At 70.7% G+C, this 22,882-nt stretch carries 12 protein-coding genes and 2 rRNA genes (1 of these 14 only partly in view); 6 read left to right on the top strand and 8 right to left on the bottom strand.

Annotation, left to right across the window (positions count from 1 at the left end):
• The first annotated feature begins 24 nt into the window (after positions 1–24).
• From ACQPZA_RS08230 to ACQPZA_RS08205, 6 genes are all read left to right on the top strand, one after another.
• Positions 25–684 (top strand): pyridoxamine 5'-phosphate oxidase family protein, encoded by a 660-nt coding sequence (locus ACQPZA_RS08230; RefSeq protein WP_433279682.1) that lies wholly within the window; start codon positions 25–27, stop codon positions 682–684.
• Positions 685–888: 204 nt separating this feature from the next.
• Positions 889–2,991, top strand: a complete 2,103-nt coding sequence (locus ACQPZA_RS08225; RefSeq protein ID WP_433279681.1) for a prolyl oligopeptidase family serine peptidase — start codon at positions 889–891, stop codon at positions 2,989–2,991.
• Positions 2,988–4,004: a mechanosensitive ion channel family protein gene (locus tag ACQPZA_RS08220; RefSeq protein ID WP_312859346.1), complete on the top strand. Its 1,017-nt coding sequence runs from the start codon at positions 2,988–2,990 to the stop codon at positions 4,002–4,004. Before ACQPZA_RS08225 ends, ACQPZA_RS08220 begins: the two co-directional genes overlap by 4 nt.
• Before the next feature lie 25 nt (positions 4,005–4,029).
• Entirely contained in the window at positions 4,030–4,422 is a 393-nt protein-coding gene (locus tag ACQPZA_RS08215; protein WP_211174759.1) for a globin, read from the top strand.
• A 57-nt stretch (positions 4,423–4,479) separates the two neighbouring features.
• The gene (locus ACQPZA_RS08210) at positions 4,480–6,057 is read left to right on the top strand and encodes a glycoside hydrolase family 13 protein (protein ID WP_433279680.1); all 1,578 of its coding nucleotides are present in this window, start codon (positions 4,480–4,482) and stop codon (positions 6,055–6,057) included.
• A gap of 72 nt (positions 6,058–6,129) precedes the next feature.
• The gene (locus ACQPZA_RS08205) at positions 6,130–6,762 is read left to right on the top strand and encodes a LysE family translocator (RefSeq protein WP_211174761.1); all 633 of its coding nucleotides are present in this window, start codon (positions 6,130–6,132) and stop codon (positions 6,760–6,762) included.
• 6 nt (positions 6,763–6,768) lie between these two features.
• Here ACQPZA_RS08205 and ACQPZA_RS08200 read toward each other — a convergent pair whose 3' ends face one another.
• The 8 genes from ACQPZA_RS08200 to ACQPZA_RS08165 all read right to left on the bottom strand — a co-directional run.
• Positions 6,769–7,407, bottom strand: coding sequence for a hypothetical protein (locus tag ACQPZA_RS08200; protein WP_169398250.1), 639 nt, complete (start codon positions 7,405–7,407; stop codon positions 6,769–6,771).
• Complete coding sequence (locus tag ACQPZA_RS08195; protein WP_169398251.1) at positions 7,404–7,820, bottom strand: acyl-CoA thioesterase; 417 nt, start codon at positions 7,818–7,820, stop codon at positions 7,404–7,406. Before ACQPZA_RS08195 ends, ACQPZA_RS08200 begins: the two co-directional genes overlap by 4 nt.
• Before the next feature lie 64 nt (positions 7,821–7,884).
• Positions 7,885–12,699 (bottom strand): NAD-glutamate dehydrogenase, encoded by a 4,815-nt coding sequence (locus ACQPZA_RS08190; protein WP_433279679.1) that lies wholly within the window; start codon positions 12,697–12,699, stop codon positions 7,885–7,887.
• A gap of 85 nt (positions 12,700–12,784) precedes the next feature.
• A complete protein-coding gene (locus ACQPZA_RS08185) occupies positions 12,785–17,101 on the bottom strand; it encodes a hypothetical protein (protein WP_433279678.1) in 4,317 nt (1,438 codons plus the stop codon).
• A 61-nt stretch (positions 17,102–17,162) separates the two neighbouring features.
• Positions 17,163–18,839: an energy-dependent translational throttle protein EttA gene (gene ettA, locus ACQPZA_RS08180; RefSeq protein ID WP_169398254.1), complete on the bottom strand. Its 1,677-nt coding sequence runs from the start codon at positions 18,837–18,839 to the stop codon at positions 17,163–17,165.
• A gap of 25 nt (positions 18,840–18,864) precedes the next feature.
• Positions 18,865–19,437: a single-stranded DNA-binding protein gene (locus ACQPZA_RS08175; protein ID WP_433279677.1), complete on the bottom strand. Its 573-nt coding sequence runs from the start codon at positions 19,435–19,437 to the stop codon at positions 18,865–18,867.
• Between the two features lie 230 nt (positions 19,438–19,667).
• Positions 19,668–19,784: ribosomal RNA gene (gene rrf, locus ACQPZA_RS08170) — 5S ribosomal RNA — on the bottom strand.
• A 107-nt stretch (positions 19,785–19,891) separates the two neighbouring features.
• Positions 19,892–22,882: ribosomal RNA gene (locus ACQPZA_RS08165) — 23S ribosomal RNA — on the bottom strand; it runs 124 nt beyond the window's last position.

Below are 22,882 nucleotides of genomic sequence, written 5' to 3'. Positions count from 1 at the left end.
ACTGGCCGTCCCACGATAGGGGATGTGAGCCTCTCCCCCACCCCCCGCAGCACCATCACACGACTTCGTGAGCGGGCACGCAGCGCGCAGGGCGACCTGTACGCGGTGCTCGACGCCGGGCTGGTGTGCCACCTCGGTCTGGTCCGCGACGGCGCACCGGTGGTGCTGCCCACCGGCTACGGGCGGATCGACGACACGGTCTACGTGCACGGATCGACCGGGGCCGGCTACCTGCGCATCGCCGACGGCGCCCCGATCTGCCTGACGGTGACCCATCTCGACGGCGTCGTCTACGCCCGTTCAGTGTTCCACCACTCGATGAACTACCGCAGCGCGGTGGTGCACGGCACCGCCCGGGCCGTCACCGATCCCGCCGAACGGCTCGCCGCGCTGCGCGCGATCGTCGAGCAGCTCTCCCCTGGTTCCTGGGAGCACGCCCGGCAGCCGACGCCCCGCGAGCTGGCCGCCACCGCGGTGTTCGGCATCGACCTCACCGAAGCCAGCGTCAAGGTGCGCACCGGGCCGCCCGGCGACGACGAGGAGGACATCGCCACGGGCGGCCGGTGGGCGGGCGTGCTGCCGGTGCGCACGGTCTTCGGAGCACCCGAACCGTGCCCGACGCTCCCGGTCGGCGCACCGGCACCGGAGCACGTCGGGGCCCGCCGAGGGCCCCGAGGCAATTGAGAAGGCGGGCGACTCGCCCTCGCACAACGGGCGACTCGCGGGGGGCCCCGCGAGTCGCCCGGTTCCGGTGCGCGAGTCGCCCGGTTCCCGTGCGCGAGTCGCCCGACTCCCGCGGCGCCCCTGACGCCGGTCGTTCGATCGGCGCCCGGCTGCGGTCCGGAGGGGGCGGGGGACACTGATCCCGGTGACGTAACCTCGGCCCGCGTGGACGCTCCCCGCCCCTATCCCGACGCCGAGCGGCTGGACCTCGTCGAGGACCTGCACGGGCACCGAGTCGCCGACCCGTACCGCTGGCTGGAAGACCCCGAGGACCCCCGGACGCAGACCTGGTCAGCCGCCCAGGACGCCCTGACCGAGCACCATCTCGAGGCCCTCCCCGGCCGCGACGCCCTCGCCTCGACCCTGACCGACCTCCTCTCCGCAGGATCCGTGTCGGCGCCGCTGTGGCGGGCCGGCCGGTCGTTCTCCACCCGCCGCGAGCCCGGTCAGGAGCACGCGGTGCTCCACGTCCGGGAGGCGGACGGCACCGAGCGGGTGCTGCTCGACCCGACGGCGCTCGACCCGACCGGCCTCACCACCCTCGACAGCTGGGTGCCCGACCTCGAGGGCAGGCAGCTGGCCTACCAGCTCTCCAGCGGTGGTGACGAGCACTCGGTGCTGCACGTGCTCGACGTCGACACCGGCGAGGACGTCGAGCCGCCGATCGACCGCTGCCGCTACTCCGACGTGGCGTGGCTGCCCGGGGGCGACGAGTTCGTCTTCGTCCGGATGGTCGACGAGGACGAGGCGCCCGACGGTGAGCAGGCCTTCCACCGGCGCGTATGGCGCCACCGGGTGGGCACGCCCACGGAGTCCGACGAGCTCGTCGACGGTCCCGGGCTCTACGAGGAGCACACCTACTACGGCGTGCGCGTCTCCCGGGACGGGACGTGGCTCGTCGTCACCGGCAACGTCGGGACGGCGCGGCGCGACAGCGTCTGGATCGCGGAGCTCGGCGAGAAGACCGGCCCCCTGACGCCGGTGCTGACGCAGCACGACGACGTGCAGTGCCACGCCTGGGTCGACCGCGACGGGCTGCTGTACGTGCACACCACCGACGGGGCGCCACGCTGGCGGCTGGCCGTCACCGACCCGCGCACGCCCGGCCGGGAGCATTGGCGCGAGCTGGTCGGTGAGGACTCGCAGTCCGTACTGCAGGCGGTGCGGCGGCTGGAGCCGGGCCTTGCTGGGGGCGATCCGCTGCTGGTGCTGGCCCGGGCCCGGCACGCCGTGGCCGAACTGGCGCTGCACACCGCCGACGGAGCACCGCTGAGCACCGTGCCGCTGCCCGGCACCGGTTCGCTCACCGGCCTCTCCGTCGCCGACCGCGACACGCCCGAGCAGGCGGGACGCATCTGGTTCGGCTGGACGGACCTGGTCACCCCGCCGCAGGTGCACCGCTTCGACCTCGCCACCGGCGAGAGCGTCCTCGAGACCGCCGCCCCCGGTGCGGTCACCGTGCCTGCGGTGCGCACCGAGCACCGCACGTTCACCTCGGCGGACGGCCAGACCGTGCGGATGTTCGTGATCACCCCGGAGGGACCCGCCCGCTCCCGGCCCGCGCTGGTCACGGGCTACGGCGGGTTCGGGATCAGCCGCGAGCCCGCCTACAGCGCACAGGCGCTGGCCTGGGTGGCGGCCGGTGGGGTGTACGCGCTCGTCTCGTTGCGCGGGGGCGGCGAGGAGGGCGAGGACTGGCACCTCGCCGGCAACCGGGCGAACAAGCAGAACGTGTTCGACGACCTGCACGCCGCCGCCTCCGCACTGGTCGACGCGGGCGACACCACGGCCGCCTCGCTGGCGATCATGGGTGGCTCGAACGGCGGTCTGCTCGTCGGGGCCGCCCTCACCCAGCGTCCCGAGCTCTACCGGGCCGTGGTCTGCTCCGCCCCGCTGCTCGACATGGTGCGGTACGAGGAGTTCTCGCTCGGCCGCACCTGGAACGACGAGTACGGCACCGCCGCCGACCCGCAGGAGCTGGGCTGGCTGCTGTCCTACTCGCCCTACCACCACGTGCGGCCGGGCGTCGACTACCCGGCGGTGCTGTTCACGGTGTTCGAGTCCGACACCCGGGTCGACCCGCTGCATGCGCGGAAGATGTGTGCCGCGCTGCAGCACGACACCGTGGGCGACCCGCAGACCCGCCCGGTCCTGATCCGCCGGGAGACCGACGTCGGGCACGGCGCGCGGTCCGTCTCGCGCACCGTGGCGCTCGCCACCGACCAACTCGCCTTCCTTGCCGCGCACACCGGACTGGAGCTTTCGTGACCGTGCTCGCGACGATCCCCGACGGCATCTTCGGGGAGAACCTGCTGCCCGTGCGCCCGGCCTGCGCCGACGACGCCGGCTCCTGGTGCGCGGCGATCTACCGGCTCACCAACAACGACTTCCTCTCCCGGTCCGCCGACACGGTGGTCACCGCGACGCTGCACGTCGCGCTGATCATCGTGCTGGCGTGCACCGCCCGGTTCCTGCTCCACCGGGCCATCAACCAGGTCGTCGACGGCGCCACCAACTCCCGGATCACCCGGCTCGTCGGGAGGGCGCCGCGGCGGCTGCGGACGGGCGACAACGGCGGCCCGGTGTCGCAGCGGCGGGCGCAGCGCGCCCGCACGATCGGGTCGGTGCTGCGCTCGCTCAGCTCCGCGGTGGTGCTGCTGATCGGCTCGATCATGGTGCTGGCCGAGTTCGGGGTGGCGCTGGGACCGATCCTGGCCTCGGCCGGCATCGTGGGCGTGGCGGTCGGCTTCGGCGCGCAGAACCTGGTCCGCGACTTCCTGTCGGGAGTGTTCATGCTGCTGGAGGACCAGTACGGCGTCGGCGACATCGTCGACCTGGGCGAGGCCAGCGGTGTGGTCGAGTCGGTGGGGCTGCGCATCACGACGGTCCGCGACGTCAACGGCACGGTCTGGTACGTGCGCAACGGCGAGATCCTGCGGGTCGGGAACAAGAGCCAGGGCTACGCGGTCGCCGTCATCGACCTCCCGCTCGCCCACAGCGCCGACATCGCCGAGGCCACCGAGGTCGTCGCCGACACCGCCAGGGAACGGGTGGCGAGCACGGACGTGGCCGACGCCGTGCTGGAGGCACCGGAGGTGCTGGGCATCGAGCGGGTGGGGCCGGAGGGCGTCACGCTGCGTATGACGGTGAAGGTCAAGCCGGGCCAGCAGTTCGCCGTGCAGCGCGCCCTCAACGCGGCCATCGCCGATGCGCTCGACGACGCCGGCGTACCCCGCCCCGGTCTGCTGCCCGCGCCGATCCCGCGCCCGACGGTGCCCTGAGCCGTTGCCCGCGCGGCAGGGAATGATGGGCACTGTGACCGATCCCCAGAACTTCTACGCCGAAGTCGGCGGAGCACCGGTCTTCGACAAGATCGTGTCTCGCTTCTACGAGCAGGTCCGCGAGGACGAGGTGCTCCGCCCGCTCTACCCGGAGGAGGACCTCGGCCCGGCCGAGGTCCGGCTGCGGATGTTCCTCGAGCAGTACTGGGGCGGGCCGCGCACCTACTCCGACCAGCGCGGGCATCCGCGGCTGCGGATGCGGCACGCGCCGTTCAAGGTCGGGCCGATCGAGCGGGACGCGTGGCTGCGCTGCATGCGGGTGGCCGTCGACGAGGCGGGACTGGACGACGCGCACCGCGCGCAGCTGTGGCAGTACCTGACATACGCCGCCGCGAGCATGGTGAACAGCGACTTCTGATCGAAGGACAGGCGGCGATTCGTCCCCTTGTCGTCCGGGGTTTGGCAAGATCTCCCCGTGCAGTGGTGGCGGGACGCCGTGGTGTACCAGATCTACGTCCGGTCGTTCTCCGACTCGGACGGCGATGGCGTGGGCGACCTCGAGGGCGTCCGGTCGCGGCTGGGCTATCTGGAGCTGCTCGGGGTCGACGCCCTCCGGCTCACGCCGTTCTACACCTCGCCCATGGTCGACCACGGCTACGACGTGGCCGACCCCAGGAACGTCGATCACGTCTTCGGCGGCCTGGACACCTTCGACGGGCTCGTCACCGACGCCCACGAGCACGGGCTGCGCGTCACGATCGACCTGGTGCCCAACCACACGTCCAGCGAGCACGAGTGGTTCCGCGCGGCGCTCGACTCCGCCCCGGGCAGTCCCGAGCGGGCGCGCTACCACTTCCGGCCCGGCCGCGGACCGCACGGCGAAGAGCCGCCGAACAACTGGACCAGCGTCTTCGGCGCCCCCGCGTGGACGCGGGTGCAGGACATCGACGACGACGGCGAGTGGGGTCCCGGGGAGTGGTACCTGCATCTCCGCGCCCCCGACCAGCCCGATCTCAACTGGACCAACCCCGAGGTGTGGGCCGACACGGAGAAGACGCTGCGCTTCTGGCTGGACCGCGGTGTCGACGGCTTCCACATCGACACCGCGCTCGGCATGAGCAAGCCGGACGGGCTGCCGGACAGCACCGAGGACCTGCCCGGCGCCGACGTGTCGCCGGCGGCCCTCGACGACGACCCCCGGTTCGACCACGACGGCGTGCACGACGTCCACCGCATGATCCGTGCGGTGCTCGACCACTACCCGGGGCGGGTGGTGGCCGGCGAGGTCCGCCTGCGCGACGTCGAGCGGTTCGCCCACTACCTGCGCCCCGATGAGCTGCACCTCGGCGTCGACGTCCGGCTCATGCACGCCCCGTTCGACGCCGACGCCGTGCGGGTGGCGATCGAGAGCTCGCTGGCCGCCGTCGAGAAGGTGGGCGCACCGCCGACGTGGACGCTGTCCACCCATGACGTGCCCCGCCCGGTCACCCGCTACGGAGGTGGTCCGGTCGGATGTGCGAGGGCGCGGGCGATGGCGCTGGTCGAGCTCGCGCTGCCGGGCGCGGTGTGCCTGTACAACGGCGAGGAGCTCGGCCTGCCCGACGTGGAGCTGCCCGACGCCGTGCTGCAGGACCCGGTCTGGGAACACTCGGGCCGCACCGAGCGCGGGCGCGACGCCTGCCGGGTGCCGATGCCCTGGGAGGGTGGCGCGCCCGGTTTCGGGTTCACCAGCGGCGAGCCGTGGCTGCCGATGCCGCCCGAGTACGGCGAGCTCACCGCCGCCGACCAGCTGGAGGACACCGCGTCCACGCTGTCCCTGATCCGGCGGGCGGTGGAGCTGCGCAAGACCCACCCCGGCTTCCGCGGCAGCAGTGTCGAGTGGTTCGGGGCGCCCGCGGGCTGCCTCGCGTTCCGGCGCGCCGGTTCCACCCTCGTGTGCGCGCTCAACGCCTCCGCCGAGGCCGTGCCGCTCCCGCCGGGCGACGTGCTGCTGGCCAGCGGGCAGCTCCAGGGCAACCTGCTGCCGCCGGACACGGCGGCCTGGCTGACCTGACCGGGTCCTGATCGGCGTGATGCCCGCGACAGCTGTCGCATTCCGGCGCCGGCACCGACCTACCATCCGGACGTGCTCCACGAACTGGCGGTGTTCCTCGGCACCTGCCTGCTCCTCGCGATGGTTCCCGGTCCGGGAGCAGCGGTGATCCTGCGCCAGGCGATGCGCGACGGCCGCCGGTCCGCGTTCATGACGATGCTGGGCAACGAGACGGCGCTCGTGCTCTGGGGCCTGGCCGCCACCGCCGGCCTCACCGCGCTGATCACGGCGTCCGAGGTCGCGTACAGCGTGCTGCGGGTGGTCGGCGCCGTGGTGCTGATCGTGCTCGGGGCCCAGGCGCTGCGCACGTCGTGGCGCGGTGGGTCCACGTTCGAGCAGCCCGAGGCCACCGCCGGCACCGGACCGTCGGGGTGGCAGTCCTACCGCACCGGTGTGATCGCCAACCTCACCAACCCGAAGGCGGCGGTCTTCGCCCTGTCCTTCCTCCCCCAGTTCGTTCCCGCCGGCTTCTCGGTGCCCGCCACCCTCCCCCTGCTGGCCGTGCTGTGGGGGGTGGTCGACGCCATCTGGTTCACGCTGGTCATCTGGTTCATCGGCCGGTCGAAGGAGATCTTCGCGCGCTCGTCGGTACGGCGGCGCCTGACCCAGCTGTCGGGCGTCGTGCTCATCGGGCTCGGCCTGCGGCTCGCCCTCGACAGCCAGTGACCGTGGTCAGGCGAGCAGCAGCGGGAGGGCCGTGACGCGGCGGCGGACCACGGCGCCGTAGCGGGCGTCGAGCCGCATCCAGCTGCCGGTCGCCGACACCCGCACCGCGCTACCCGCCTCGTCCCCACCCGTGTCGCCGAGGAACCCCATCCCGGAGAGCGCGAACAGGCAGCGCAACGGGATGCGGACCGGCGGCCCCGACCCGGCGGTGACGGTGAGGACGGTCTGGTCCAGCAGCGACGCCGGCGGCCCCAGCGGCCCGGCGTTCTCCCTCGCCAGCACGAGCCCGCGCTCGGTGAGGCCTTCGAGCTCAGCGGCCGGAACGTCGTCGACGGTGGTCCAGCCCTCGTCCGGGGGCAGCTCGCCCTGCCAGAGCCCACCCGCGCCCGGGTCGACCGTCTCGGCGCGTTCCACCGTCAGCGCCGTGAGCAACCCGGCGGCGGGCACCGTGACGTCGGCTGGTTCGAGCACGCCGTGCACCGTCCGCGAGGCCAGCACGTCGAACGGGGTGGACGCCCAGGCCGTGACGGTGCCCCGGCTCGCGCGCAGCCGCACCGTGGCCATCTGGTCGAGCCGCACCACCCGCGCCACGAAGGCGCCGAGGTCGCCCCGCTCGTCGGCGTCGGGCACCGTGAGCGCGGTCATGCCGACCACCTCTCCAGGAAGCCACGCTCGTCGTCGCCCAGCCGTCGCGGCCGCTGCGCGTCGAGGTCGTAGGTGGCCATGCGCGTCCAGGCCACGACGGCCACCGGGTCGTCCTCCGCCGGCCCGTCGTGCATCTCGTAGCAGATCCGGAACGACGCCGCGCGCACCTCGTCCACCCACATCCCCACGCGCAACGGGTGCGGCCGGTACGGGATCTGCCGCCGGTAGTCGACGTTCAGCCCCGCGACGAGCAGCCCGTGGGTGAAGCCGTGGAGCCCCTCGGCCGCGGCGGTGTCGAAGAACAGGTCGATCCGGGCCTCCTCCAGCAACGTCACCGCGCGGGCGTGGTTGAGATGCCGGTAGGAGTCCTGATCGGTCCAGCGCAGGGGCACCTGCGTGACGAAGCGAGCCACATCGCCCACCCTCTCAGCACCGGGCCGGTGGCCGGGCACCGAGGGTGCCCGGCCATCCGGCACGTCAGCGCGCGAGCCCCCGGAGCTGCCGCGAGATCACCGACAGGGTGGCGAGGTCGAGCTGGCCCGCCGTACCCACCTCGTGCAGTGCGGCCCGGGCCCGCACCAGCCGGGAGGCGTTCGCCTTCTCCCACTGCACGATGGCCGCGTCCACCGGGGTGCCCGGCGCGGCCTCCCGCAGGGCGTCGAGGGTGATCGCCCGCAGCGACCCGTACAGGTCGTCGCGCAGCGCCAGGCGGGCCAGCGCGTGCCAGCGGTCGCCGCGTTCCAGCGCACTGACCGACGTCAGGGCCACGTCGATGCCCAGGTGCTCGGACAGGCCGTAGTACAGCGCCGCCACCTCGCGTGGCTCACGCGGCTCGCGGTCGCGCTCGGACAGCTCGGTCAGCTCGACGACGTCCAGCAGCCCGAACCCGTACATCAGCGCCCCGGCCCGCATGGCGCAGCCCTCGTCCACCCCGGAGGACCGCAGCTCCGCCGACAGCTTCTCGACGGTGGCGAGCTCGCGGCCGCGCAGCAGCGTCGGCAGCTCGGCACGCAGCTCGCGGACCGTGGCGGCGAAGCGCGCGGTCTCGGCGCCGACGGCCAGTGGCTGCGGCCGGTTGGTGAGGAACCAGCGTGACACGCGGTCGAGCAGCCGCCGCGTCTCCAGCACGATCTGGTCGGACACCGCCGTGGGGATCCGCGGGTCGCGCACGTCCTCCCACAGCTGGGGCAGGTCGAACACCGCGGTGGTCACGGCGTAGGCCCGCGCCGCGTCGGCCGGCCCCGCGGAGAGCTCCTCCCCCAACCGGAACGCGTACGTCATCCCGGCGCCGTCCACCATCTCGTTGACCAGCTGGGTGGTGACGATCTCCCGGCGCAGCGGGTGCCCGGCGATCGCCGCGGGGAAGCGTTCGCGCAGCGGCCGGGGGAAGTACTCCGGCAACCGAGCGGTGAAGGTGGAGCTGTCGGGCAGGTCGGTGGCCAGCACCTGGGTGGTGAGGTCGAGCTTGGTGTGCGCCAGGAGCGTGGCGAGCTCCGGGCTGGTCAGGCCCGCCCCCGCGGCCTCGAGGGCGGCGAAGCCCTTCTTGTCGGGCAGCACCTCGAGCTTCCGGTCCAGCCCGTGGCGCGCGACGAGGTCGGTGGTGAGCCTGCCGTGCACGTTCACCATCGACGCCGCGTGCGCCCGGGCGATGCCCAGCACCACGTTCTGGTCGCGGTTGTCGTCCAGCACGAGGTCGGACACCTCGTCGGTCATCTCGACGAGCAGCGCGTTGCGTCCGGTGCGGTCCAGCTCGCCGGCAGCCACGAGCCGGTCGAGCAGGATCTTGATGTTGACCTCGTGGTCGGAGCAGTCGACACCCGCCGAGTTGTCGATCGCGTCGGTGTTGATCTTCCCGCCGCGGCGGGCGAACTCGATACGCCCACGCTGGGTCAGGCCGAGGTTGCCGCCCTCACCCACCACCTTCACCCGCAGCTCGGAGCCGTCCGCCCGCACCACGTCGTTCGCCTTGTCCCCCGCGTCGGCCTGGGACTCGTCCGACGCCTTGACGTAGGTGCCGATCCCGCCGTTCCACAGGAGGTCGGCCGGGGCGCGCAGGATCGCCGCGATCAGCTCCGGCGGGCTGAGCTTCGTGACGTCGCCGTCGATCCCCAGAGCGGCCCGGATCTCCGGCCCGACCGGCACGGACTTCGCCGTGCGGGGCCACACGCCGCCGCCCGGGCTGATCACCGAACGGTCGTAGTCGTCCCACGACGAGCGCGGCAGCGCGAACATCCGCTCCCGCTCGGCGAAGCTGCGCGCGGCGTCGGGCGCCGGGTCGACGAAGACGTGCCGGTGGTCGAACGCCGCGAGCAGCCGGATGTGGGGCGACAGCAACATCCCGTTGCCGAACACGTCGCCGGACATGTCGCCGATGCCGACGACCGTGAACTCCTGGCTCTGCGTGTCGATCCCCAGCTCACGGAAGTGGCGCTTGACGCTCTCCCACGCTCCCTTCGCCGTAATGCCCATCGCCTTGTGGTCGTAGCCGACGGAGCCGCCGGATGCGAACGCGTCGCCCAGCCAGAAGTCGTAGGACGCGGCCACCTCGTTGGCGGTGTCGGAGAACCGCGCTGTGCCCTTGTCCGCCGCCACCACCAGGTAGGAGTCGTCCCCGTCGTGGCGGACCACTCCTGGCGGCGGCACCGTGACGCTCGGGCCGCCCTCCTGGGCGACCAGGTTGTCGGTGAGGTCGAGCAGGCCCGAGATGAACGTCCGGTAGCAGTACTCGACCTCGTCGGGACCGGCGTCGTCGCGGCGCACGATGAAGCCGCCCTTGGCCCCGACCGGCACGATCACCGCGTTCTTGACCGCCTGCGCCTTGACCAGCCCGAGGATCTCGGTGCGGTAGTCCTGCGGCCGGTCGGAGAAACGCAGGCCACCCCGCGCGACGGGCCCGAACCGGAGGTGCACGCCCTCCACCCGGGGCGAGTACACGAAGATCTCGAACTTCGGACGTGGCGCCGGCATGTCGGGCACCACGGCCGGGTCGATCTTGAAGGACAAGAAGGGACGCTCGCGGAACCAGTTGGTGCGCAGGGTGGCGGTGATCATCCCCAGGTACGCGCGGAGGATGCGGTCGGCGTCCAGGCCCGTGACCGCGTCGATCAGCTGCCGCACCGCCACCAGCGCCGCCTGCATCTCCTGCTCGCGGTCCTCGACGGCCGGGTCGAACCGGGCCCGGAACAACGCGACGAGAGCGCGCGCGGCCGCGGGGTGCGCGAGCAGCGTGTTGGCCATGTACTGCGCCCCGTACGGCGCGCCGAGCTGGCGGGCGTAGCGGGCGTACGCGCGCAGCACCGCGACCTCCCGCCAGGGCAGCCCGGCCCGCAGCACGAGCGCGGAGAACCGGTCGGTCTCGACGTCCCCGCGCCAGGCGGCGCTGAACGCCGCGCAGAAACCCCGCTCGACGGCATCGTCGCTGCGCTCGGCCAGTGTGGCGTCGTCCACCCGGATGCCGAAGTCGTAGAGCCAGCAGCGCAGCCCGTCACCGCGGACGAACTCCGAGGGCCGCTCGTCGAGCACCTCCACACCGAGCTGCTGCAGCAGCGGCAGCACCGAGGTCAGCGTCGCGGGCGCCCCCGCGAGATAGAGGCTGAACCGCCGCTCGTCGGGCCCCGCCCCCGGGATCACCGCCGGGTAGAGCCGCACGTCGAACGCACCCGGACCGGCCAGTGCCGCGATCCGGCGCAGGTCCTCGACGGCATGCTGGGGCGCAACGGCCGCCTTGTACGCCTCGGGCACGCCGGGCAGCAACGTCGTGAACCCGGCGCGGTCGGGCTGGGTCAGCAACCGGTCGTCCCAGGTGCGGGCGGCCTCGGTCAGCTCGTCCTGCAGCGCGACCACGTCGACGTCACCGAACCCGGACGCGGCCGCATCGGTGTGCACCGTGAAGTGCACGAGGGCGAGGTTCGACTCCGAGACGCGCGCGGTGTGGTCGACGCTCCGCCCGCCCAGCCCGCGCTGCAGCACGTCGGCCATCCGCAGGCGCGATGCGGTGGTGTAGCGGTCGCGGGGCAGGTAGACCAGGCAGGAGATGAACCGGCGGTAGGGGTCGGGGCGCAGGAACAGCCGCACCGCTCGCCGGCCGGCGACGGCGAGCACACCCACCGCCGTGTCGTGCAGGCGCTGTTCGCTCGCGCTGAACAGCTCTTCCCGCGGCAGCTCGGAGATCACCTCGAGCATCTGCTGGCCGGAGTAGGAATCCAGCGGGAAGCCGGCCCGGCGGATCGCGTTGCGCACCCGCCGTTCGATCACCGGGATGTCGAGGACGTTCTCGTGCAGCGCGGCCACCGTCAGCGTGCCGAGGAACCGGTGCTCGCCGACGAGCCGCCCCTCGGCGTCGACGGTCCGCACGGCCAGGTAGTACGGGTGCACGGGACGCAGCGGGCTGAGCGCGTTGGCGCGGGTGAGGACCAGCAGGTCCGACGGCCGATCCGCCGCGTCGACCTGCGGCGCGAACGCGGCGGTGACGCCGTTCTTGCCACGCAGCACACCCAGCCCCGAGCCGGACTCGGCGCGCAGTTCGCCGCCCTCCTCCGGCGCCGTGTAGCAGCGGTAGCCGAGGAACGTGAAGTGGTCCTCCGCGAGCCAGCGCAGGAGCTCCGCGACGTCCGCGGGCCGGGTGCTGCCGGGCACGACGGGCTGCGAGGGGAGGGTGTCGGCCACCTCCCTCGCCTTGGCGACCATCGGCTCGGCGTCCTCCACGACCTCGCGCACGTCGCGCAGCACCCGGCCGAGCTCGCGCTCCAGTTCGGCGACGTCGACGGGGGCCGGGGTGAGGTCGAGCCGGATCCACGACTCCACGAGCGCGTCCGGAGGCGGGCCGGCCGGGTCGGCCGAGGTGAGGACCTCCGTCAGCTCGCCCGTGTCGGACCGGCGCACGACGACGATGGGGTGGATGAGCCGCGCGACGTCACCCCCCGCCCGGCCCACTCCGGCGAGCAGCGACTCCACGAGGAAGGGCATGTCGTCGGTGACGATCTCCACCACCGGCCCCAGCTGGCCGCCGGCGTCGCCCTCCGCCGAGGCGGGTTCTGGGTCGCGCACCTGGATCAGCGGCTCCCCCCTGGCTCGCAGGTGAGCGAGCTTCAGGTGGTCGCGGGCTGCGGCCTTCAGCATCGGGAGGTGGTCGCCCGTGACCCTCTCGAGGTCGGGGGCGTGGCGGGCGTAGAGCGCGCCCAGGTCGGTCAGCTCGGGGTCCGGCGCGGGAGTCTCATCCCGCTCACGGGTCCGGCTCGTCACAGTGCAACTCCGGGGATAGACGGCGGCCAGGTCATTCGGGCCGGTCACCATGGACGGTTCTCGTCGGCGACCCGGCCACCCTAGCCCTGGCCATCTGCCAGGTCGGTGCCCCTCGGATGCCCTCCGGACGCCCTGCTCAGATGCCCCGGTACGCGGCGAGCGCGCCGGCGAGGAGGTCGGCGATCCCGAGCCCTTCGGTCGACTCGGGCTTCGCCGCGCTCTCCGTGCTGTGCCGGTTGCGCCTGCCGCCGTTGCCCGACCCGTCCTCGTCGCCCGCGACCTGGAACGGCGCCCGGCCCGCCGCGTCGTGCCGCCCGCCCGTCCCGGTGCCGTTCTCCGCGGTGCTCCCACTCCCCGTTCCGGAGCTGTCGCCCGGGGAACCTTCGCCCGCCGAGCCCGCCGAACGAGCGGTCACGGAACGCCCGCCCGCGGCGTCGTCATCGCCTGCCCCGCGAGAAGCACCGCCTGCTGTGCCCTCGATCGCGGAACGCCCACCCTCTGGGTCCTCCCCGGCCGCACCTGCCTGAACCGACCCCTCCCTCGCGGAAGGGACGGTGGCGGTGCTCCCGGTGCCGTTCGTGGCGGTGCCGTTCGTGGCGGTTCCCTTCGCGGGGGTGCCGTTCGCCGACGGGCTGCTCTTCATGACGCCGGCCGTTGTGTCGCCGTCCCTCACGGTGCCGTTGCCGGCAGTACCGGTGCTCCGTGTCGACCCGCCGTCACCACGCCCGTTGGTCGCCGACGTGTTGCTTGCAGAACCGTGCTCTGCAGAACCGTTGCCCGCGGACCCGCTGCCTGCAGAACCGTTCCCGGCAGAACCGTTGCTCACAGACCCGCTGCCTGCCGAATCACGGCCCGCCGACCCGTTCCCCGCGGACCCCTGCCACGCCGAACCGCTTGCCGCGGACCCGTTCCGGGCCGATCCCTCCCCAGCCGACTCGTTCCCAGCCGAACCATTCCCGGCCGAACCGTGCCGTGCCGAACCGTTGCCGTTGCCGGCCGAACCGTGCCGCGCCGACCCGCTTTCCGCGGACCCGCTCCCGGCCGAACCGTGCCGAGCCGACCCGTTCCCCGTCGAGCGGTGCACCGCCGAGCCGCCGCCCGCCGGCCCGTTGCCTGCCGACCCGTTCCCCACTGACCCGTGCCGCGCTGAACCATTCCCGGCGGAACCGTTCCCGGCGGAACCGTTCCCCACAGAGCCGTTGCCTGCCGACCCGTGGCGCGCGGAGCCGTTTCCTGCCGAGCCACTGGCCGCGGAACCGTTGCCGGCAGAACCGTTGCCCAGGGAGTAGCCGGTCGTGTCACCCGTTGCGGCTCGACCCTCCGCCTTCCCACCACCGGCACCGCGCACGCGGTCCTCGTCCGTGTCCGTGTCCCGATCTGCATCCCGGCCGTGCGCGGCAGTACCCCCAGCACCGTCCGGTTGCGCAGCGGCCGCGGCCCGCCACCGGTCCCAGCGCGAGCCGGCCCGACGCGACGGTGTCAGGGGGTCGGCCCCGCCCCACAACACGTCGGGATCGCTGTCCGACGATGCGCTGCCGAACGGCCCGGCGTTCCGCATCGCGTCCCACTCACTGCCCTGGTCCGGGTCGATGCCGCCCTCCCGGGCACGGCGCCGGCGCGAGCCGGAGGGGGCCGCATCGGGCTTCCCGGCAGAGCGGATGGCGGCTCCGAGATCACCCCAGCGCTCGCGGGGGACGCGCCCGTTGTCGGCGCGAGCTTCCTCGTCCCGCTTCCCGGTGGTCGTCATGGCCTTCCCGCGCCTGCTGTCACCACTGTCGAGCCGCTGCAGGATCTGTGCCCCGACCGGACCTTCGGCGCCGTGCACCGCGGCCCGCAGGTGCGTGCCCGGCAGATCGCCGTCCACCTCGAAGCCCTCGAGGAGACCGGGCAGCGTGCGGTGCATCCACTCCGCGGCCTCGGCACGCTCCCGGCCCGGCATCACCACGGAGAGCGCGTCCGCATCGTCGAACCGGAGACGGGCACCCGGCGGCAGCCGATCGGTCAGCCGCTCGGCCAGCGCCCGCACCACGGGGCCCGCGCTCCCACCGGTGAAGCGCTGTCCCTCCCTCACGAGGTCGATCGCGACCGCGGTCCCCTCGACATCGGTTCCGGCGGCCTCCGCAACCGGTGCCGAGCCGGTGGGCTTCGAGCGCTTACGCACGCGGTCCAGATCGATGAGTGCGGCGTTCAGCCAGGCCTCGGCAGTCGAGACGGCGGGCTCCCGCACCGGGAGCGCCGCCGCATCCCGGACACGCTCCGTGGGCCGGTCTGCGCGGGGCACCACCGACCACTGCCCCGTGGCCCAGGGATCGTCGAGCCGGTGCTTGCGGCGTCCGTTCGGGGGCGGGTCGGTGTGTCCACGGCCCGGCTCGTCACGACGTCCGGCCGGCGCCGCGCGGTCCTCGCCGCGCCGGCCACCACCCTCGCCGTCGCCGGACAGATCCTCGAGCGCCCGCAATGGCCGGTGAGCGCCTGACCGGCCGCCCTCACGTCGCGACGCACGGCGCGGCGCCTGTGCTCTCCCCTGCCGGCGGGAGCGCTCGTCGTCACGGTCCGCCCCGTCCTTCCCGACGGGACGACGCGGTGCTCCGTCCCGCCCGGACCCGACGCCGCCGGCCAGCCAGTCCGCGGCGCTCAACCGGCGGCGGTCCGACCCGGCGTCGTCGGTCCGAAGTCCGCCGCCCGCCGCGTCCTCATCGAAGCGGTTCGCCGTCGTAGCGCCCGCCGCGGTGTCGTCCTGGTGCTTGTCATCCCGCCGGCCACGACCGCCGATGCTCACCACCTCGCCGCCGACGCCTCCGGCAAGCCAGTCCGCGGCACTCAGCCCGCCGTCGTCCGTCCGCCGGTCACTCGCCCGGCTACGGCCGGTGCGCCTGGCGCCCACCGCGTCGGCGTTCAGGCCGGGAAGCCAGCCGGCGGCGCTCGGACGGCCGGCGTCCGGCTGCTCGCTGCTGCGCCGACGGCGGCCGCCCAGCACGTCGTCGCGCAGGCTGCTCATCAGGTCGTCGTCCAGACGGCCACCCTTGAAGAAGTCATCACGCAAGGGGTCCCGCGCACCCCCCTTCAGCCAGTCGTCGCCCAGCCAGCTGTCATCCAGCCGGCTCGAGGCGGCGCCCGCCGGCTCGCTCCCCGACAGCCCCCCGGCAACTCCGAGCCGGTCCTCGTCGACGGAACCGTCCCCCAGGTCGTCACCCGACCGCTCGTGACTGCGGCCCCCGGGTCGCAGGCTCCTGACCAGCAGGTCACCGATGGGTGATTCGCCGGAGAGCTCGTCCCACGGGACGGCCCACTCGCCGGCAGGCTCATCGCCCGGCGGGGCCGTCGAAACATCGCGCGTCTCGGGCGGCGCCGTCGGCCCTGCCGCGGGGCGGCGCTCCCGCAGGGCCGGGAGGCCTGCCGGCGCCTCCAGCTCAAGTGTGGCGAGCGCAGCCCGGAGCCTGCGGGACCGGTTGTCGTCACGGCGCTCGGCGGCGTCGGCGGCGCGCATCGACTCACGCATCCGATCCGACCTGCCGGCCTTCTCGTGGACCGCACCCAACGCCGCATGGCACACGGCCTCGAGGTCGGGGACGTCGCTGGCCGAGGCATCGCTCGCGGCCTGCTCCAGCGTCTCCACCGTGGTGGCCGCGGCCTCGACGGTGGCGACAGTCCTGGCGACCGTCAGCCGCAGGCGGGCGAGGTGCCGGCTCGCCCGACTCGGCGCCGTGAGGCGGGGCATCAGCGGGACGCACCCCTCGCGGGCCTCGGCAACGCGACCCGCGTCGAGCAGGGCCGAGATCCACTCCGCGGCGAGGGCCGCCGCAAGATGTGCCGACGGGGTGCCGGACGTCCCCGACTCCCGACCGCGTTCCAGCCGGGTGAGCCCCTCGGCGGCGTGGTCGACCGCGGCACCGGGCCGACCTGCCTGCCGCTCCGCTGCCGCCCGCACGAGCGCCACGGACGCCGCACCGATCTCACGGCACGGCGCGTCCACCTTCGACCACGCGGCATCGGCATCGCGCAACGCGTCGACCACCTGGTCCGGGGCGTCGTCGACGGCGCACCGCGCGAGCACGCAGAACGCCTCGGCCCGAAGCTCCGGCGCTACGCCGTCCCCGGTGACCGGGGCGACAATGGCCCGGGCGGTGCCCCGTTCGCCCACCCGACCGGCGACGAGCGCCAACTCCACCCGTAGCCGGTGGGCCACGGGGTCGGCCAACGGCGCTGCCCCCCACCGGGGCAGCGCCTCGACGATGTCGGAAGCCGTGTCGCGCCCGTCCCCGATGGCCTGCCGTCCGTGCAGGGCCCAGCCTGCAGCCGCGAGCCAGATGTCTTGCTCACCGGCCGACAAGGCCCACTCGAGGACGTGATCGGCGAGCGCCGAGGTGAGATCCGGCCGCACCCATCGCAGCGATGCGGCCGCCGCGAGGAGGTCGGGCTTTCCGGATTTCTCGATTCCGCCCGTCAACCCCACGTGACCTCCTGACGTACCACCTCAGCCGATCGTGATCCGCCAGCCGGGTGAGCGTGAGCGCTCAGTCGCGTGTGAGCTTACGGTGGGTCACCCGATGAGGACGCGCGGCATCGGCCCCGAGTCGTTCGATCTTGTTCTTCTCGTAGGCCTCGAAGTTGCCCTCGAACCAGAACCAGGACGCCGGGTTCTCGTCCGTGCCCTCCCACGCGAGGATGTGGGTGACGACCCTGTCCAGGAACCACCGGTCGTGGGAGATGACCACGGCACAGCCGGGGAACTGCTCGAGCGCGTTCTCCAGCGACGACAACGTCTCCACATCGAGGTCGTTGGTGGGCTCGTCCAGGAGGATCGTGTTACCCCCCTGCTTGAGGGTCATGGCCAGGTTCAGCCGGTTGCGCTCACCACCGGACAGGACACCCGCGGGCTTCTGCTGGTCGGGACCCTTGAAACCGAACGCGGCGACGTAGGCGCGTGAGGGCATCTCGGACTGCCCGACCTTGATGTGGTCGAGCCCGTCGGAGACCACCTCCCAGACGTTCTTCTTCGGGTCGATGCCTGCGCGGTTCTGGTCGACGTACGACAGCCGCACGGTGTCGCCGACCCGGACGGTGCCGGAGTCGGGCTCCTCCAGTCCGACGATCGTCTTGAACAGCGTGGTCTTGCCGACGCCGTTGGGCCCGATCACGCCGACGATGCCGTTGCGCGGCAAGGAGAAGGAGAGATCCTTGATCAGCACCCGGCCGTCGAAGCCCTTGTCGAGGTTGTTGACCTCGACCACGATGTTGCCCAGGCGCGGGCCCGCCGGGATCTGGATCTCCTCGAAGTCGAGCTTGCGGTGCTGCTCGGCCTCGGCCGCCATCTCCTCGTAGCGCTGCAGACGCGCTCGGCTCTTCGCCTGCCGGGCCTTCGCCCCGGAGCGCACCCACGCGAGCTCCTCCACGAGGCGCTTCTGCAGCTTCACGTCCTTGCGGCCCTGGACCGCGAGGCGTTCGGCCTTCTTCTCCAGGTAGGTGGAGTAGTTGCCCTCGTACGGGTAGGTCCGCCCTCGGTCGATCTCCAGGATCCACTCCGCGACGTTGTCGAGGAAGTACCGGTCGTGGGTGACCGCCAGGACGGCACCGGCGTAGCCGGCGAGGTGCTGCTCCAGCCACAGGACGCTCTCCGCGTCGAGGTGGTTGGTGGGCTCGTCGAGCAGCAGCAGGTCGGGCTTGCTGAGCAGCAGCTTGCACAGCGCGACCCGCCGCCGCTCACCACCGGACAGTTGGCTGACCGACGCGTCCGGCGGCGGGCACCGCAGGGCGTCCATCGCCTGCTCGAGCTGGGAGTCGAGCTCCCAGGCGTCGTTGTGGTCGAGGATCTCCTGGAGCGTGCCCATCTCCTCCATGAGCTCGTCGGAGTAGTCGGTGGCCATCAGCTCGGCGATCTCGTTGTAGCGATCGAGCTGCTGCTTGATCTCACCGAGCCCTTCCTCGACGTTGCCGAGGACCGTCTTCTCCTCGTTCAGCGGCGGCTCCTGCTGGAGGATGCCGACCGTGGCACCGGGCGCCAGCATGGCGTCGCCGTTGTTGGCCTGTTCGAGGCCGGCCATGATTTTCAGTACGGTCGACTTGCCCGCACCGTTCGGCCCCACGACACCGATCTTCGCTCCCGGCAGGAAGTTCAACGTCACGTTGTCGAGGATGACCTTGTCGCCGTGGGCCTTCCGGACCTTCTGCATGCTGTAGATGAACTCCGCCACGACAACGATGGTAGTTCCGTCCGGCTCACGCACCGACGCCCGCCTCTGCAGGCCTCGTCTTTCCCGCGCCCACGTCACCGGCGGAGGCCGGAAAATCACCGCTGTGCGGCGCCCCGGCCTGCTGATCCTGAACCACCTGGTCGTTCCATGAGACGCCCACTGCACCGTCGTCGTCGGACTCGCAGGCGGGCAGATCCTCGGGAGGAACCTCCTCGGCACCCGCTTCGGGGCGCTCGGGACGGTGGGTACGCCGGACGGCGGCCGTGGAGCGGGCCAGGTCCGGCCCCACGGCGTAGCCCTCCATCTCGACCGCGCTCTGGCGCCTGCCGTCCTTCTCCCAGCTGCTGGTGAACAGCCTCCCGCGGACGATGATCGGATCACCGACCCCGAGCGACGCGTGCACGTTCTCCCCCAGCGCCCGCCAGCAGGTGACGTTCACGAAGAGCGAGTCGCCGTCGCGCCAGGACCCCGTGGCGCGATCACGCCGGCGCTCATTGGTCGCCACTCTGAAGCTGGCCAGCGGCGTCCCGTCGGGAAGGCTCCGGAGATCGACCCGGGTGGCCACGTTGCCCACGACGGTGGTGTAGGTCTCGTGCATCGCGCTCTCCTCGCTCGCCGGTGATCCTCGCGAGAACGAGCGTGCGCCGATGCGCGGCACCGGACCAGATGGCCGGCGGATGTGTGGACAACCCCGGTGCGAGGTGGACAAGTTCGTGTCCAGCCGCACCGATACGCGGAGACTGTCGGAGTGCAGTGGCATGTAGGCCACCCGGAAATGCACAAAAAAGTGGGCCCCCGCCAGACGGCGGGGGCCCACAAACAGTTTGATGTCGGCGGCGACCTACTCTCCCACACCCTAACGAGTGCAGTACCATCGGCGCTGGAGGGCTTAGCTTCCGGGTTCGGGATGGGACCGGGCGTTTCCCCTCCGCCAAAACCACCGACAACACTATCAAATTATGGCCAAACATAGTGGATGCGACAATCACGCACCCCGACCACACAATGTGTTTGTGTGTTCAGGGTCGCACAGTGGATGCAAACAACTCGTCATGAACAAGCCCTCGGCCTATTAGTACCAGTCAACTCCACCCCTCACAGGGCTTCCATCTCTGGCCTATCAACCCAGTGGTCTGCTGGGGGCCTTAACCACGCAAGGTGGTGGGAGACCTCATCTTGGAACGAGCTTCCCGCTTAGATGCCTTCAGCGGTTATCCCTTCCGAACATAGCCAACCAGCCGTGCCCCTGGCGGGACAACTGGCACACCAGAGGTTCGTCCGTCCCGGTCCTCTCGTACTAGGGACAGCCTTCCTCAAGTCTCCTGCGCGCGCGGCGGATAGGGACCGAACTGTCTCACGACGTTCTAAACCCAGCTCGCGTACCGCTTTAATGGGCGAACAGCCCAACCCTTGGGACCTACTCCAGCCCCAGGATGCGACGAGCCGACATCGAGGTGCCAAACCATGCCGTCGATATGGACTCTTGGGCAAGATCAGCCTGTTATCCCCGGGGTACCTTTTATCCGTTGAGCGACACCCCTTCCACCAGGTGGTGCCGGATCACTAGTCCCGACTTTCGTCCCTGCTCGACCTGTCAGTCTCGCAGTCAAGCTCCCTTGTGCACTTACACTCAACACCTGATTGCCAACCAGGCTGAGGGAACCTTTGGGCGCCTCCGTTACATTTTGGGAGGCAACCGCCCCAGTTAAACTACCCACCAGGCACTGTCCCTGAACCAGATCATGGCCCGAGGTTGAGACACCCAATTCGACCAGAGTGGTATTTCAACAACGACTCCACAACCACTGGCGTGGCCGCTTCACAGTCTCCCACCTATCCTACACAAGCCGAACCGAGCACCAATACCAAGCTATAGTAAAGGTCCCGGGGTCTTTCCGTCCTGCCGCGCGTAACGAGCATCTTTACTCGTAGTGCAATTTCGCCGAGTCTGTGGTCGAGACAGCGCCCAAGTCGTTACGCCATTCGTGCAGGTCGGAACTTACCCGACAAGGAATTTCGCTACCTTAGGATGGTTATAGTTACCACCGCCGTTTACTGGCGCTTAAATTCTCCGCTTCGCCCCCAAAGGGACTAACAGGTCCTCTTAACGTTCCAGCACCGGGCAGGCGTCAGTCCGTATACATCGTCTTGCGACTTCGCACGGACCTGTGTTTTTAGTAAACAGTCGCTTGGGCCTGGTCTCTGCGGCCGCCCAGCCCTAGCCCGCGAAGGGCTTCAAACCAGACGGCCCTCCTTCTCCCGAAGTTACGGAGGTATTTTGCCGAGTTCCTTAACCACAGTTCACTCGATCGCCTTGGTATTCTCTACCTGACCACCTGTGTCGGTTTAGGGTACGGGCCACAACAGCACTCGCTAGAGGCTTTTCTCGGCAGCATGGGATCATCCTACTTCGCCTCAATCGGCTACGCGTCACCTCTCACCCTTCACGACATCCGGATTTGCCTAGATGTCGGGCTACAGGCTTACACCAGTACTACCATTCACTGGCGGGACTACCCTCCTGCGTCACCCCATCGCTTGCCTACTACCGGATCGGGCCCCACGCTCCCCCAACAAACCAACCCGAAGGCCAGTAAGCGGGTTCGGATGGTTAGCATCACCGGCCTCAGCACGGACGCACTGTCACGGGCACGGGAATATCAACCCGTTGTCCATCGACTACGCCTGTCGGCCTCGCCTTAGGTCCCGGCTCACCCTGGGCGGATTAACCTGGCCCAGGAACCCTTGGTCATTCGGCGGCAGAGGTTCTCACTCTGCATTCGCTACTCATGCCTGCATTCTCACTCGCACACCCTCCACGACTCGATCACTCGGCCGCTTCACCGGATGCACGACGCTCCCCTACCCAACACCACGACTACACCCCATCCCGAAGAACAAGGCGGATCTCATGTGGCATTGCCACGGCTTCGGCGGTGCGCTTGAGCCCCGCTACATTGTCGGCGCAGGACCACTTGACCAGTGAGCTATTACGCACTCTTTAAAGGGTGGCTGCTTCTAAGCCAACCTCCTGGTTGTCTGGGCGATCCCACATCCTTTCCCACTTAGCGCACGCTTAGGGGCCTTAGCCGGTGATCTGGGCTGTTTCCCTCTCGACTACGAAGCTTATCCCCCGCAGTCTCACTGCCGCGCTAGAAATACCGGCATTCGGAGTTTGGTTGAGTTCAGTAAGATTTTGGTCCCCCTAGCCCATCCAGTGCTCTACCTCCGGCATCCACCACACGACGCTGCACCTAAATGCATTTCGGGGAGAACCAGCTATCACGGAGTTTGATTGGCCTTTCACCCCTACCCACAGCTCATCCCCCAGGTTTTCAACCCTGGTGGGTTCGGGCCTCCACGACGTCTTACCGTCGCTTCACCCTGGCCATGGGTAGATCACTCCGCTTCGGGTCTATACCCCGCGACTCAAACGCCCTATTCGGACTCGCTTTCGCTACGGCTACCCCACACGGGTTAACCTCGCCACGAAGCATAACTCGCAGGCTCATTCTTCAAAAGGCACGCCATCACCCACGAAGAGCTCTGACGGCTTGTAGGCACACGGTTTCAGGTACTATTTCACTCCCCTCCCGGGGTACTTTTCATCTTTCCCTCACGGTACTAGTCCGCTATCGGTCATCAGGGAGTATTTAGGCTTACCGGGTGGTCCCGGCAGATTCACAGCAAATTCCACGAGCTCGCTGCTACTCGGGAGCACAGTCCAAACCGCATGCAGTGTTTTCACGTACGGGGCTCTCACCCACTCCGGCGACCCTTTCCAGAAGTCTTCCGCTAACACCACACCACGACCTCGCAGACCCGGCAGGATCCACACGACCACGTCCCACAACACCCACACTGCAACGCCTGCCGGCTTGACACAGCATAGGTTTAGCCTCATCCGCTTTCGCTCGCCACTACTCACGGAATCACGGTTGTTTTCTCTTCCTGTGGGTACTGAGATGTTTCACTTCCCCACGTTCCCTCCGACAGCCTATGTATTCAGCTGCCGGTAACACCCCATGACGGGTGCTGGGTTT

The sequence above is a fragment of the Pseudonocardia xinjiangensis genome (assembly GCF_050948425.1).
GTDB lineage: Bacteria > Actinomycetota > Actinomycetes > Mycobacteriales > Pseudonocardiaceae > Pseudonocardia > Pseudonocardia xinjiangensis.
The sequence above is the reverse complement of the archived record's forward strand: the minus strand, read 5'-3'. Positions and strand labels throughout refer to the sequence as shown.